This window comes from Citrobacter sp. 50677481 (assembly GCF_001463265.1).
Classification (GTDB): domain Bacteria; phylum Pseudomonadota; class Gammaproteobacteria; order Enterobacterales; family Enterobacteriaceae; genus Citrobacter_A; species Citrobacter_A sedlakii.
In genome coordinates, this window is record NZ_LNHZ01000011.1 from 13576 (window position 1) to 27050 (window position 13475).

General features: G+C 56.1%; 9 protein-coding genes. 2 read left to right on the top strand and 7 right to left on the bottom strand.

Going from position 1 to position 13475, the window contains the following annotated elements:
* Nucleotides 1–48: 48 nt before the first annotated feature.
* From wzc to APU02_RS03510, 3 genes are read right to left on the bottom strand one after another with little or no spacing between them, the layout of a single operon-like run.
* Nucleotides 49–2211 (bottom strand): tyrosine-protein kinase Wzc, encoded by a 2163-nt coding sequence (wzc, locus tag APU02_RS03500; protein ID WP_060569278.1) that lies wholly within the window; start codon nucleotides 2209–2211, stop codon nucleotides 49–51.
* Entirely contained in the window at nucleotides 2211–2657 is a 447-nt protein-coding gene (gene wzb, locus APU02_RS03505; protein WP_042284338.1) for a low molecular weight protein-tyrosine-phosphatase Wzb, read from the bottom strand. The genes wzc and wzb overlap by 1 nt, the downstream gene beginning before the upstream one ends.
* A gap of 5 nt (nucleotides 2658–2662) precedes the next feature.
* Nucleotides 2663–3799: a polysaccharide export protein gene (locus APU02_RS03510; RefSeq protein ID WP_042284340.1), complete on the bottom strand. Its 1137-nt coding sequence runs from the start codon at nucleotides 3797–3799 to the stop codon at nucleotides 2663–2665.
* Between the two features lie 674 nt (nucleotides 3800–4473).
* Between APU02_RS03510 and APU02_RS03515 the strand changes: the two genes are divergently transcribed.
* Entirely contained in the window at nucleotides 4474–6057 is a 1584-nt protein-coding gene (locus tag APU02_RS03515) for a TerC family protein (RefSeq protein ID WP_060569279.1), read from the top strand.
* Between the two features lie 69 nt (nucleotides 6058–6126).
* Here the strand turns inward: APU02_RS03515 and asmA are convergent, their stop codons facing one another.
* The 3 genes from asmA to udk form a co-directional block, all read right to left on the bottom strand.
* Entirely contained in the window at nucleotides 6127–7980 is a 1854-nt protein-coding gene (gene asmA / locus APU02_RS03520) for an outer membrane assembly protein AsmA (RefSeq protein WP_060569280.1), read from the bottom strand.
* A 21-nt stretch (nucleotides 7981–8001) separates the two neighbouring features.
* Nucleotides 8002–8583: a dCTP deaminase gene (gene dcd / locus APU02_RS03525; protein WP_042284348.1), complete on the bottom strand. Its 582-nt coding sequence runs from the start codon at nucleotides 8581–8583 to the stop codon at nucleotides 8002–8004.
* Between the two features lie 91 nt (nucleotides 8584–8674).
* Nucleotides 8675–9316, bottom strand: a complete 642-nt coding sequence (udk, locus tag APU02_RS03530; RefSeq protein ID WP_042284352.1) for a uridine kinase — start codon at nucleotides 9314–9316, stop codon at nucleotides 8675–8677.
* Nucleotides 9317–9575: 259 nt separating this feature from the next.
* Between udk and APU02_RS03535 the strand changes: the two genes are divergently transcribed.
* A complete protein-coding gene (locus tag APU02_RS03535; protein WP_060569281.1) occupies nucleotides 9576–12548 on the top strand; it encodes a diguanylate cyclase in 2973 nt (990 codons plus the stop codon).
* On the opposite strand, the gene alkA is transcribed toward APU02_RS03535, so the two are convergent.
* Nucleotides 12516–13385, bottom strand: coding sequence for a DNA-3-methyladenine glycosylase 2 (gene alkA, locus APU02_RS03540; RefSeq protein ID WP_060569282.1), 870 nt, complete (start codon nucleotides 13383–13385; stop codon nucleotides 12516–12518). The genes APU02_RS03535 and alkA overlap by 33 nt on opposite strands.
* Nucleotides 13386–13475 lie beyond the last annotated feature (90 nt).

Here is a 13475-nt window from a genome sequence, read left to right on the forward strand (position 1 = left end):
AGCGTTTTCGCCGGATGGCGTTTCGCTGCCATCCGGCATTCTCGTTTTTTATTTGGAATCTGACTTATATTCGTACTCGTAATACCCGTAATCCTGGTATCCGGTGGCGCGACGGAAGATAGAGTTGAGGATCACCCCTTTCACCTGAATGCCGTTTTGCCCGAAGCGGCTGAGGCTGGTCTCCACCTCTTTCAGAGTATTCACGGCGTAACGCGCCACCATCAGGGTGGTTCCCGCGTGGCGACCGACAATCGCCGCGTCAGTCACGGCCAGAATCGGCGGCGTATCGATCAGCACCAGGTCATAGTGACTGCTGGCCCACTTGATCAACTCGCCAAAACGTTCACTCATCAGCAGTTCCGACGGATTTGGCGGCACCTGGCCGCGCGGGACGAGATCGAAGTTTGGGATAGAGGTTGGTCTGGCGCAGGCGGAAATATCTCCCTTGCCGACCAAGATATCGGACAGGCCGTTCACGTTGTTGGTGCCGAGCAACTCATGGGTGTACCCCTTACGCATGTCGCAGTCGATCAACAACACGCGCTTGTTGGTCTGGCTGATGACCGCCGCCAGGTTGGCGCAGACAAAAGTTTTACCGATTGATGGGCTGACCCCGGTCAGCATCAGCACGTTGTTCTGCGCCTGCATCATGGCGAAGTGCAGGCTGGTACGCAGACTACGCACCGCTTCAATCGCCAGATCGGTCGGGTTCCCTACCGCCAGCAACTGGCTCTGCTTGTAACGCTTCACGCCTTTGATGGTTTTCACGTTATCGCGCGCTTTCTGCCATTCCGACAGCGGAATGCTGGCGTAAACGCTGATCCCGTTCTCTTCAAGCACCTGCGGGCTTTCGATACCGCGATTGAACAACGAACGCAGCAGGACGCCGACGATTGACAACATCAGGCCAAGAATAATGCTGCCCAGTATGATCAGCCCCTTCTTCGGCTTCAGTACACCCGGTTGGGCAATCGCCGGGTCAACAATCCGCACGTCGCCGACGGTGCTGGCCTCGTTGATCTGCAGCTCCTGTTGCTTATTCAGCAGCTGCATGTAGACCTGCTGACCGGACTCCACGTCACGGGTCAGGCGCACGATCTCCTGCTGCGTTTTCGGCATTGCCGTCACGCGCCCGTTGAGCTTCGCTTTTTCATCCTCCAGCGCCTGGCGTTTTTCCAGCAGCGTGCGGTAAGCCGGGTGCGCTTTGGTGTACAGCTTGGAGATTTCCGCTTCTTTAAAGGTCAGCTCATTCAACTGGGCGTCGATATTGACCATTGAGTCCAGCACCGCTTTTGCTTCCAGCGGCAGGTCAACGGAGTCTTTATCCTGGCGGAAGGCGTTGAGTTTGTTCTCCGCGACGTCCAGACGGCTGCGCACTTCCGGCAGTTGTTTTGCCAGGAATGCCAGGCTTTTCGCTGCCTCTTCCGATTTACGCGCCACGTTCTGTTCAAGGTAGTTGCGGGTAATGCTGTCGAGAATTTCGCGGATTTGTTCGCGATCCTCACCCGTAAACGTCAGGCTTAACACGCCGGTGTCCTTGCCGGTTTCGGTTACCGTCAGGTTGTTTTGCAGGGTGTTGATCATCCCGAGCGTGGAGAATTTATTGACGGTAAATTCGGTGTCCGGGCGGGCATGGATCTCACTCACTACCATCGTCACGCCGTCTTTGTTCAGGGTTTGACCGATCTGCCCACGGGCGCTAAACCCGCCGTCGCTGGTCAGCGCGTAGGACTTATCGTCCAACACGTTCAGCGTGAAAACCTGGTCGTTCATTCCCTTCGGCAAGGTAAAGGTGGTAACTTTCACCGTCTCATTCTGGCGTCCCATCAGCCGTTCCCAGCCTGCGCCAAACAGCGGGAAGGTGTTTTTGCTGACGGAGATATCCAGGTCCAGGTCATCCACAGTTTTGCCTAACACCAGACGCGAGCGAATCAGCTGAATTTCGGCCTCAGAGGCGGGAGGTTTATCGGACAACGCCGAGTTGATATCCTGCACCAGCGAGCTGCCAGCGTTCTGTTCAATCTGCACCAGCGCATCCGCACTGTAGATTGGCGTGGCGAAGAGCGTGTAAATCACTGCGCAAAGTGCGAATAATGCCGTAATCCCCAGCACCCACCAGCGTGCTTCAATGACGGTGCCCACCAGGCGGCCGATATCGATTTCATCATTGCCCGTTACCGGAGCGGCAGACTGTCTTACTTTTTCTGTCATTATTTTACCTGCTCTGCGTTCAATGCCTGCGCCCACTGGCGGGCAGACCGTTCAAGTAATGCGTACACCGCTTCAAACGCCTCGCGGCTTTTACGATACGGGTCGGGAATGTCGCGCTCATCGTCCCAGTGACCAAACAGCATGACTTTGCCGCGCATTTCCGGCGCCAGCTCATGCAGAGACGCAATGTGTCTTTTCTCCATTGCCAGGATCAGGTCATAGTCCCGGCACAGCCGTCCGGTGATTTGCCGTGCGCAGTGTCCTTCCAGCGACAGACCGTGATCGGCCGCCACGCTAAGGGCAGACGCGTCTGCGCCCTTTCCCACCAGCGCGCCAAGCCCCGCCGACTCGACGGTCAGCGCCGGGTGGTAGCGCTTCAATAAGCGTTCTGCCGTTGGGGAACGGCAAATGTTCCCCACGCAAACAACTAATATTTTGTTAAACATGACGATTACCAGGCGTGAATGTCGCTGGCCGTATCCGTCATATAACGGACACCGCTGATGGTCGGCAGCAACTGATTGATCAGACGGTTCCAGCGCGCAACCGGTGCGGTGGTGACATACACCACGTCATAAGGCTGCAGACGGAATTCCGTCGCCATGACCAGAGAGGTCGCATCAGACATATCGAGCTGATAAATATTGGCAATCTTGCCGCCCGGACCTTTGCCTTTCAGCGGACGGATCACGAAGATGCCGCTGGCGTTGGAGGTGGTCAGATCGATACCTTCGGCGTTGCCCAGCGCTTCGGTCAGCGTCATGCCGCTGAAGTCCATTTTGAGCGTGCTCTGTTTCTTCACTTCACCCATCACAAACACTTTCAGATCGTCATTGCGCGGAACATAAAGAATGTCGCCCGGATACAGCAGGCGGTTCTGGCTGAGATCGCCGTTTTGCATCAGCGCCTGCAGGGAAATCCGTTGTTCTTTGCCGTTATGGGTCAGCACCACGTTGCGCCAGTCGGCGTCTTCGGTCAGGCCGCCTGCGGCGTTGATCGCATCCAGTACGGTGAGCGGCACGTTGGTGATCGCCTGCTGGCCGGATTTGTTCACCTGGCCGGAGATATAGGCTTTTTGCGAACGGAACGCGGCGATATTAACGTCCACCTGCGGGTCGGCGATGTACTTCGCTAAGCGCCCGGTAATATCACTGCGGATCTCTGCGAGTGTTTTCCCCACCACGCTAACCTTGCCGATATAGGGATAAAACATCGTGCCGTCCGGCTGCACCCAGTTGCCGGTGTCGCTGGAGCTGCGGTACTGCCCCGCTGGCGTTGTCAGCTCAGGGTGGTCCCATACCGTCACGTTCAGAACATCCCCTGCCCCGACGCGGTACTGATAGCTGGCAAGCTCCTGGTCCAGCGACATATTCGGCTGCGCCACGTTTGGCCGCGGACGCAATTGCTCAACCAGTCGCGGGGTGAGTGGATACACATTCACCATCCGGTCGAGATCAAAATCAGCGTCCTGCTGTTTAATCACGTCTTTACCCATCGTAGACATATTGCTGCCCGGAAGTACTGTGCAACCGCTTATCAAGGTTACCGACACCAATAATGGCATCAATTTCATTTTGGATTTCATCATTGATTATTTATCACTTTGGCAGAGTAATTATCCTGTGCAATTTAAATAGCGACTTCGCCGTACACATTTACATTGCAGTTAATTGAAAAGAAATTTAACTGGCATCAGTCCTAAAAAATTTGAATTCATCCGTAAGCTATTGACAGAATAATGCAGACTCGTCATCAGGCGTTCAGGCACGCTACCGCCCTTGGCTTTTTAGCTACCAATACACTGATTAAGTTAGATTTTTGCAAACCTCGTGATTTTTCTCCTGCCACAACAGAGAAATACGTAAGGTAATAAGAATGTCGGCGGTTAATGATTTACGATGCCGGTCAATATATTTCTTCACACCTCATTAACGCTGGAAGAATTGTTACAGCTAACGTATTAGCAGGCAAGGCAACAAGCCTGCTATTTTGTCTTTTTAAGATTAATATTAAGTCATATAAAGCTGCATTTTTAGGAATTACTTGATGTTGACAAAATGCATATATTCCACCGACCCTGCGATATATCCGAAATTGTTTTTAATCCAGAATTTATTCCCGACAGAAACATTAAGGTTATTATTACGGGTGGGACGAAATACAAAAGCAGGATAAATCCCGCTCTGGCATTGCATTTTCCGCCAGCTTTATCCATGATCGAATTGTGACAATTGTCATATAACGAAGGGTTTTACGCTTACTATGGAATGGATTGCCGATCCGTCAATCTGGGCCGGTCTCGTCACGCTGGTGGTGATCGAGCTGGTCCTCGGCATTGATAATTTAGTCTTTATTGCCATCCTCGCCGAAAAACTGCCGCCCGCGCAACGAGACCGCGCGCGCATCACCGGCCTGATTCTGGCGATGCTGATGCGCCTGCTCTTGCTGGCGTCAATCTCCTGGCTGGTCACCCTGACGAAGCCGCTCTTTAGCGTTCAGAGCTTAAGCTTTAGCGCGCGCGACCTGATCATGCTGTTCGGCGGGTTCTTCCTGCTGTTTAAAGCCACGATGGAGCTTAACGAACGGCTGGAAGGGAAAGACAGCGACAACCCCACCCAACGCAAAGGGGCTAAATTCTGGGGCGTGGTGGCTCAAATCGTGGTGCTGGACGCCATCTTCTCGCTCGATTCGGTCATTACCGCCGTCGGTATGGTGGATCACCTGGCGGTGATGATGGCGGCGGTGATTATCGCGATTACGCTGATGCTGCTCGCCAGCAAATCACTGACCCGTTTTGTCAACAGCCACCCGACCATCGTCATTCTCTGTCTGAGTTTCCTGTTAATGATCGGCTTTAGCCTGGTGGCGGAAGGTTTTGGCTTCCACATTCCGAAGGGCTACCTGTACGCCGCCATCGGCTTCTCGGTGATGATTGAAGCCCTGAACCAGTTGGCTATCTTTAACCGCCGCCGCTTTCTTTCCGCAAACCATACGCTGCGCCAGCGAACGACCGAAGCAGTGATGCGCCTGTTAAGTGGGAAGAAAGAGGACGCCGAACTGGATGCGGAAACAGCCTCGATGCTGGTGGATCATGACGACACGCAAATTTTCAACCCGCAGGAGCGGCGGATGATTGAGCGCGTACTCAACCTGAACCAGCGCACCGTCAGCAGCATTATGACCTCGCGCCATGATATCGAGCATATCGATCTCTGCGCGCCTGAGGCGGATATCCGCGCCCTGCTCGAAAAAAACCAGCATACGCGACTGGTGGTCACCGGCGAAGATGACCAGGAGGATCTGCTTGGCGTGGTGCACGTTATCGATCTGCTCCAGCAGTCGCTGCGCGGAGAGCCGCTCAACCTGCGGGTACTGGTGCGCCAGCCGCTGGTGTTCCCGGAAACGCTCCCGCTGCTGCCGGCGCTGGAGCAGTTCCGCAACGCCCGCACGCATTTTGCCTTTGTGGTTGACGAGTTTGGGTCTGTCGAAGGGATTGTGACGCTGAGCGACGTGATGGAAACCATTGCTGGTAATTTGCCGAACGAAGTGGAAGAGATCGACGCCCGCCATGATATTCAGAAAAATCAGGACGGTTCGTGGACGGCAAACGGTCATATGCCGCTGGACGATCTGGTGCAATATGTTCCCCTGCCGCTCGATGAGAAACGCGAGTATCACACCATCGCCGGCCTGTTGATGGAATATCTGCAGCGCATTCCGAAAGAGGGTGAGGAGGTTCAGGTGGGCGACTACTTGCTGAAAACGCTACAGGTAGAAAGTCATCGCGTACAGAAGGTGCAACTGATTCCGTTACGCGCGGACGAAGACGGGGAATACGACGCGTAGTGGCAATCGCCGGACAGCGGCGCTTCACGCCCTGTCCGGCCTTACAAAAAGGGACTCGCCAGAGGCGGTTTACAGCTTATCCAGCAGCTTCCTGACGTCTTTGCCGTCGCGGGTATCTTTGTTCCGCTCCGCCCAGTCATTGAGACGACGTTTCGCTTCATCCTGGACATGCTTACGCAGCACTTGATCAACCTGCAGGTTATAATTCAGCGCCTGCCACTTACCGTAAACCCGCAGCGGCACCGGCGTGTTTTTCAGGAAATCGATCAAATTACTTTCCCCTTTCCAGCCGCCGAGCACCCGCACGTTAAACTGCGTGTCGCACGACTCTCCGACCAGATCGAGCGTACCTTTACCGGTCAGGGCCAGCACAGAGGATTCGCCTTCCATGCTGTTCAGCCCCAGCTTACCGTGGTCGAGCGTCAGGTCAGTGACGAAACGATCGAGACGGGTGGCGTTATCGTAATTACGCATCGCCTCAACGTCGCCGCCGCTGCGTTCCACCGCCTGCTGAACCAACTGCTGAAAGTTCATGCCATCCATCCGCGTATCGCGCATCTCGACGCGCGCCTGACCTTGCCAGTTATGGCGAAACGCCTGGGCATCAATGTCCGCGCCGGAGAAATCGCCCGTCAGCGACATTTTACCGGTCAGGGCAATGGGATAATGGAACGCTTTCAGAATCGTGCCTATCTCCACATCATTAAGACGCGGCTGGAACACCACGCGCGGAGTGTCAGCGCTGGCATCCAGCGTGCCAGGCAGTGAAATCGTGCCGCCATCAAGCGTGCCCTCGAGCTGCGCGATTTTCAGCACGCCGGCCTGATTCGTCATTCGCGTCGAAACGGACGAGAAATTCATCCCGCGCCATAATACGCTCTCCGCATTCAGCGCGATCTCCGCGGAAAACCCCTTCAGCCCCTGGTAGGCCGGTTCATCGACCCGGCTGGCGATGACCGGTCGGGCCAGAGACGATGACGTCACGCCCTGCTCGCCACCGCCGTTAGCGCCGCTGCTGTTTTCCGACAGCGGAATAATGGAATCCAGATTCAGCTTGCCGAAATTCAGGTTAATGCGCCAGGCCGGTTGCTCCGTCAACGTCACCTGGGCGCTTCCGGTCAGCGTACTGTCGTTCGCGGTCAGGTCAAGCTGGCTGAACGAGAGTAATTTCGCGTCTTCCTGCCACTGCGCCTGAAGCTGTCCTTGTCCCTGAATCCCCTGTTTCGGCAGATCGGCTCCCTGGAGCTGCCAGCTAAGCTGCTGGATCCCGGCAGAGAGGTTATGCGGATAGTCGGACGCATCCACCGTACCGTTTAAGGCCAGATTCAAATCACGCTGATCGCGGTTAATCCGCCCGGAAAACTCAAAAGCGCCGCGATGCTGCGCATCCTGCTCCATTTGCAGGCGGATGTCGCGAACGGTGACCTGCTCATCATTTTCATGCTGGAACACCAGCACGCTGTCGGCTACCCGCAGGCTGGCGATATCAAACGACCAGCCGCGATCTTCCGCGACGTCCGGTAAGTTATTGTCTTTGGGAGGCACCGGCGCGTTTTCATTGCGCGCCGCTTCCGTTTGCGGGGTGAGCTGAATCACCGCGCCTTTGAGCATCACCTGCTTGACGCTCAGCTGATGGCTAAGCAACGGCCACAGCGCAACGTCAAGCCGCATGTTATCGGCGCGCACCAGCGGTTCACTGGCACCTTTCGCCGTCAACGCCATGCGTCCGGAGAGGATACTGAGCTGAGGCCAGACGTGCCAGCGCAGTGGGCCATCCAGCTGTAGCTGATAGCCGCTACGCGCCGCGACCTGTTGCACCATATAGGTACGGAAGTCGTTCGGGTTGACCAGCATTACTAACGCAGAAAAGCCGGCCACCAGCACGACCAGCAAAATCATCAGCGTCGTCAGAAATCGTCTCATGCTATCCTCAGTGGATCAGACTCAGTCTTTATCAATCCGGCTGGCGACCGCGCCCTGCTGATCGCGATATTTGGCATCTTCGCGACGGTTATAGGGGCGAAGCGCCGGACCGGAAAGCGGTTCAAAGCTCAGCGCGCCGATCAACATGCCGGGGCGCAGCGCCAGCGGCAGTTTACCGGAGTTATAAAATTCCAGCACGATACAGCCGGACCAGCCGGGATCGATACGGTGGGCGGTCACGTGCACCATCAAGCCAAGTCGCGCCAGGGAGGAGCGGCCATCCAGCCAACCGACTAAATCCGCGGGTAAGGTCACCGACTCATAGGTCACCGCCAGCGCCAGTTCGCCCGGATGGAGATAAAACGCTTCGCCGTCGGCCAGCGCAATCTCGTCGCTCATTACGCGGTCGAGCGCGGCGCTGACTTCATCTTTTGGCCCACTTAAATCGATAAATGCTGCGGTGTGGCCGCTGAAGGTACGGAATTTATTGCCAAGGCGCACATCCACCGTCGCGCCATTAATACGCTCCACAGGCGGACGCGGGTTGATCGACAAACGGCCTTCATCAAGCCAGGCTTCAATATCTCGGTCACACAGACGCATGGCACTTTCTCCTTTCGTGCAGCAGGCCCTTAACGCATTGTGTCGTAAGGGCAAACCAGGTTATCACTGAACGGTACACAATTCGCAGGGCTTATTCAAAGAACTGACTGATTTTCGCTTTCAGAATATCGATGGCGATGCGGTTTTTCCCGCCGCGCGGCACGATAATATCCGCATACTGCTTGGATGGCTCGATAAACTGCAGGAACATCGGACGCACCGTTTTCTGGTATTGCGCCATCACGGAATCCATGGAACGCCCACGCTCGTTAACGTCGCGCTTGATGCGGCGCATCAGGCAGATATCCAGCGGCGTATCGACAAAAATAGAGAAGTTCATCTCTTCGCGCAAACGGGCGTCGGTGAGCAGCAAAATGCCTTCCAGAATAATGACTTTCTTCGGCTCCACGCGCACGGTTTCTTTCATGCGGGTGTGTTCGACGTAGCTGTAGACCGGCAGTTCAATCGCGCAGCCGCGCTTAAGCGCTTGCAGATGTTGAAACAACAGGCTGTGATCCATCGCGTTGGGATGGTCATAGTTGGTTTTTACGCGTTCTTCCATCGACAGATGGCTTTGATCTTTATAGTAGCTGTCTTCGGGGATCACGCCGATATGTTCGTCACCGACTTGTTCACGTAATTCACGATAAAGAGTACTGGCAATAAGACTTTTGCCAGAAGCCGATGCGCCAGCAATACCGATAATGACGCACTGATGAGACTGATCAGTCATAAATTTAGCGACCTGAATAACCTGTAAGGAAGGGAGACGCCGGAGCGTCAAACGCCGGCAATTATACACAAATTCAGACAAGATGCATCGCGGCGAAACGTCACGCCAGCCCCGTCCCTGCGCCCTGATGACTTCTAGATTGACGGCAAATTATGCGCAGCCGGGATATAAAAGGTAAAAAGTTTGTACTAGCATAAACACAGACTCACACTGACGCGTCCTGGCGTGCTTCGACGTTCCCGGCTATTCGGATAGGGTAATGAGTAAACCAACCCAACATGTTTTAGTTCCCTTACCGCACCCTCTGCTGCGCTTCGTCAGTTTAGGTCTGGCGGCGTTTGTTTTTACGCTCTTTTCACTGGAATTATCCCAGTTCGGCAATGCGTTAGCGCCTCTGTGGTTTCCTACCTCCATTATGATGGTGGCTTTTTACCGCCATGCCGGTCGCATGTGGCCGGGCATCGCCCTCGCCTGTTCTCTGGGCAGTATTGGCGCCTCGCTGGTGCTGTTTCCCCCGGGCGCGCTCAACTTTACCTATACGGCGATAAACATTATTGAAGCGGCAACAGGCGCGCTGTTGCTGCGCAAGCTCCTGCCTGGATATAACCCGTTACAGAATCTGAACGACTGGATCCGTCTGGCCTTCGGCAGCGCGGTGATCCCCCCACTGCTCGGCGGGATGCTGGTCTGGATGTTGTCTCCGCACGATACCCCGCTGCGGGCGTTTCTGTTCTGGGTGCTGTCAGAATCCATCGGCGCGCTGGCGCTGGTGCCATTGGGCTTGCTGTTTAAGCCACACTATCTGCTGCGCCACCGCAACCCTCGCCTGCTGCTGGAAACGTTGCTGACGCTGATCGTCACGCTGGTGCTAAGCTGGCTGGCGATGAAGTTTGTTCCCTGGCCGTTTACCTGCGTCATCGTGTTGCTGATGTGGAGCGCGGTGCGCCTGCCGCGCATGGAAGCTTTTTTAGTCTTTCTCGCCACGGTGATGGTGGTTTCACTGATGCTGGCCGCCGACCCGTCGCTGCTGGTTACGCCGAAGGTGAATCTGCTGACGCATCTGCCGTGGCTGCCGTTCCTGATGATCCTGCTGCCGGCGAATATCATGACCATGGTGATGTATGCGTTTCGCGCGGAACGTAAACACATTACGGAAAGCGAAGAACGCTTCCGTAACGCCATGGAATATTCCGCCATCGGCATGGCGTTGGTCGGTACCGAAGGACAGTGGTTACAGGTCAACAAAGCGTTGTGTCAGTTTCTTGGCTACCCGCAGGACGAACTGCGCACGCTCACGTTTCAGCAACTGACCTGGCCGGAAGATCTGCATAACGATCTGGAGCAGCTCGACATGCTGGTGCGCGGCGACATCAACAGCTATTCGCTGGAGAAGCGCTATTACACCCGCAGCGGTGAAGTGGTGTGGGCGCTGCTGGCGGTTTCTCTGGTTCGTCATACTGACGGCACGCCGCTCTACTTTATTGCTCAGATTGAAGACATTAACGATCTTAAACACACGGAATGGGTAAATAAGCGCCTGAATGAAGCGCTGTTTCAGGAAAAAGAGCGGCTGCACATTACCCTCGACTCCATCGGCGAGGCGGTGATCTGTGTAGACGTCGATATGAAAATCACCTTTATGAACCCGGTCGCTGAAAAAATGAGCGGCTGGCAGCAAGAAAACGCCATCGGCGTACCCTTACTGACAGTGCTGCACATTACCTTCGGCAATAACGGTCCGCTGATGGAAAACATCTACAGCGCGGATATGTCCCGCTCGGCCATCGAACAGGACGTGGTGCTGCACTGTCGCAACGGCGGCAGCTACGATATTCACTACAGCATCACTCCGCTCACGACGCTGGACGGCGGGAACATTGGTTCGGTTCTGGTGATCCAGGATGTCACCGAGTCACGCAAGATGCTGCGCCAACTGAGCTACAGCGCCACGCATGATGCGCTCACACAGCTGACTAATCGCCCCAGCTTTGAGACCCGGCTAAAGCAGTTGCTGCAAACGGTGCGCAGTACCCACCAGCATCATGCGCTGGTATTTATCGATCTCGACCGTTTTAAAGCTGTCAATGACAGCGCCGGTCACGCCGCGGGCGACGCGTTACTGCGCGAACTCGCCCAACTGATGCTCGGTTTGCTTCGTCCTGGCGACGTACTGGCGCGTCTGGGTGGTGATGAGTTTGGCCTGTTGTTACCGGACTGTCATCTTGAAAGCGCGCGCGTTATCGCCACCCGGCTCATCACCGCGGTTAACGAGTACCCTTTTATGTGGGAAGGCCGTCTGCACCGGGTTGGGGCCAGCGCGGGCATCACCCTCATTGACGACGACAACTGCCAGCCGGTGGAAGTGATGTCACAGGCCGATATCGCCTGTTACGCCTCGAAAAATAGCGGTCGCGGTCAGGTCACCGTCTACGAGCCGCAGCAGGAAATGGCGCAGCACCCGCGCGCCATGATGTCGCTGGATGAACAGTGGCACATGATAAAAGAAAACCATCTGCTGATGTTAGCCCGCGGCGTCGCGTCGCCGCGTATTCCGGAAGCGCGCAGCCTGTGGCTCATCTCACTTCGTCTGTGGACCAGCGAGGGCGAGGTTATGGAAGAACAGGCGTTTCGCGCCGGGCTGGCAGACCCGGCGCTCAATCATGCGTTGGATCGGCGAGTCTTTCATGCCTTTTTCCATCATGCCGCCCCGGCGGTCGCGCACAAAGGACTGAGCATCGCCCTGCCGCTGTCCGTCGCCGGATTAACCAGCGCGACACTGATAGACGAACTGCTGCAACAGCTGGAAAAAAGTCCGCTGCCGGGGCGTCTGCTGCACCTGATTATTCCGGCGGAAGCACTGCTGCTCCACGCGCAAGAAGCCGCGCCCGCCTTGCAGACTCTTCGTCAGGCGGGCTGTCGCATTATCCTCAGCCAGATCGGGCGCGACCTGCAAATCTTTAATCTGCTGGCCCCCAATATGGCCGACTACCTGCTGCTCGACAGCGAGCTTAGCGCCAGCATCCACAGTTACCTGATGGATGAAATGCTGGTATCGATCATCCACGGTCACGCCCAGCGTCTGGGATGCAAAACTATCGCCGGCCCGGTGCAGACGGCGGTAGTCATGGATACGCTGTCGGGTATCGGCATCGACCAGATCTATGGCGACATCATTACGGAAGCCCAGCCGCTGGATCTGCTACTGAATACCAGTTACTTCGCCATCAACTGACGGTTGCCAGCCGTCGGTATACCAAATGTGCAACAGGGCGTAGGAGCGCCAGGGTTTCCAGCGCTCCGCGTAGCGCCGGATCTGCGCCGACGTCATGCCCGCAAATCGCTGTTTGATCAGGTAATCATCCGGCAAAAACACGTCTTTCGCCTGCCAGCCTCTGAGTGCGAAATAGTTCGCCGTCCAGCGTCCAATCCCCGGAAACGCCTGTAGCGCTTTCACCCCAGACTCAACATCTTCAGGCGCGCTGGTGGGCAGTATCCCGTCACGCGCGGCCAGCGCGAGGTGGATCAGCGCCTCAGCGCGTTTAAGCGGCATCCCCAGCGCTTTCAGATCCAGCGGATCGGCGCCGGCAAGGATGTCAGGGCCGGGGAAACAGACGTAGCCTGGCGCGTCGGCCAGCGGTTCGCCATAGCGCTGCGCCACTTTTGCAGTGAGCTTTGCCGCCATCGCCACGCTGACTAACTGCCCCAGGATTGCCCGTACACCCTGCTCAAAGGCATCTACCGAACCGGGCAGGCGCAACCCCGGACGCGCCGCGCCCAGATCGCCAAGGGCCCGGATGATTTTCGTCGGCTCGCAGCCGAGATCGAACAACCGCGCCATTTTTTCCAGACAGACATCCGCTACCGGCAGCAGCCCCCCGGTTAAGGTGACCGCCAGCGTATGCGTCCGTTCATCGGGCACCACGGTGACTATCCCCCGATGCTCCCCTACCGCCAGGCTGCGCGTATAGCGCATATCACCGACCCTTTCCACACCGCTCACCGCACGAGCGGCGAGAAAACCCAACATCCAGGACCAGTCATAAGGCGGCTGCCAGTTCAGGAAAAACATCACCCACTCCTTTTTCTGCAAACCCTGAGCATAACCCCTATTCCATTGTTACGCCTTGCTTTCATATTCCAGTTGTCGGCGCGATGACAT

Excerpts from the sequence above, each read along its gene's own strand:
- wzc (WP_060569278.1), bottom strand. The coding sequence starts at position 2,211 with ATGACAGAAAAAGTAAGACAGTCTGCCGCTCCGGTAACGGGCAATGAT.
- wzb (WP_042284338.1), bottom strand. The coding sequence starts at position 2,657 with ATGTTTAACAAAATATTAGTTGTTTGCGTGGGGAACATTTGCCGTTCC.
- APU02_RS03510 (WP_042284340.1), bottom strand. The coding sequence starts at position 3,799 with ATGATGAAATCCAAAATGAAATTGATGCCATTATTGGTGTCGGTAACC.
- APU02_RS03515 (WP_060569279.1), top strand. The coding sequence starts at position 4,474 with ATGGAATGGATTGCCGATCCGTCAATCTGGGCCGGTCTCGTCACGCTG.
- asmA (WP_060569280.1), bottom strand. The coding sequence starts at position 7,980 with ATGAGACGATTTCTGACGACGCTGATGATTTTGCTGGTCGTGCTGGTG.
- dcd (WP_042284348.1), bottom strand. The coding sequence starts at position 8,583 with ATGCGTCTGTGTGACCGAGATATTGAAGCCTGGCTTGATGAAGGCCGT.
- udk (WP_042284352.1), bottom strand. The coding sequence starts at position 9,316 with ATGACTGATCAGTCTCATCAGTGCGTCATTATCGGTATTGCTGGCGCA.
- APU02_RS03535 (WP_060569281.1), top strand. The coding sequence starts at position 9,576 with ATGAGTAAACCAACCCAACATGTTTTAGTTCCCTTACCGCACCCTCTG.
- alkA (WP_060569282.1), bottom strand. The coding sequence starts at position 13,385 with ATGTTTTTCCTGAACTGGCAGCCGCCTTATGACTGGTCCTGGATGTTG.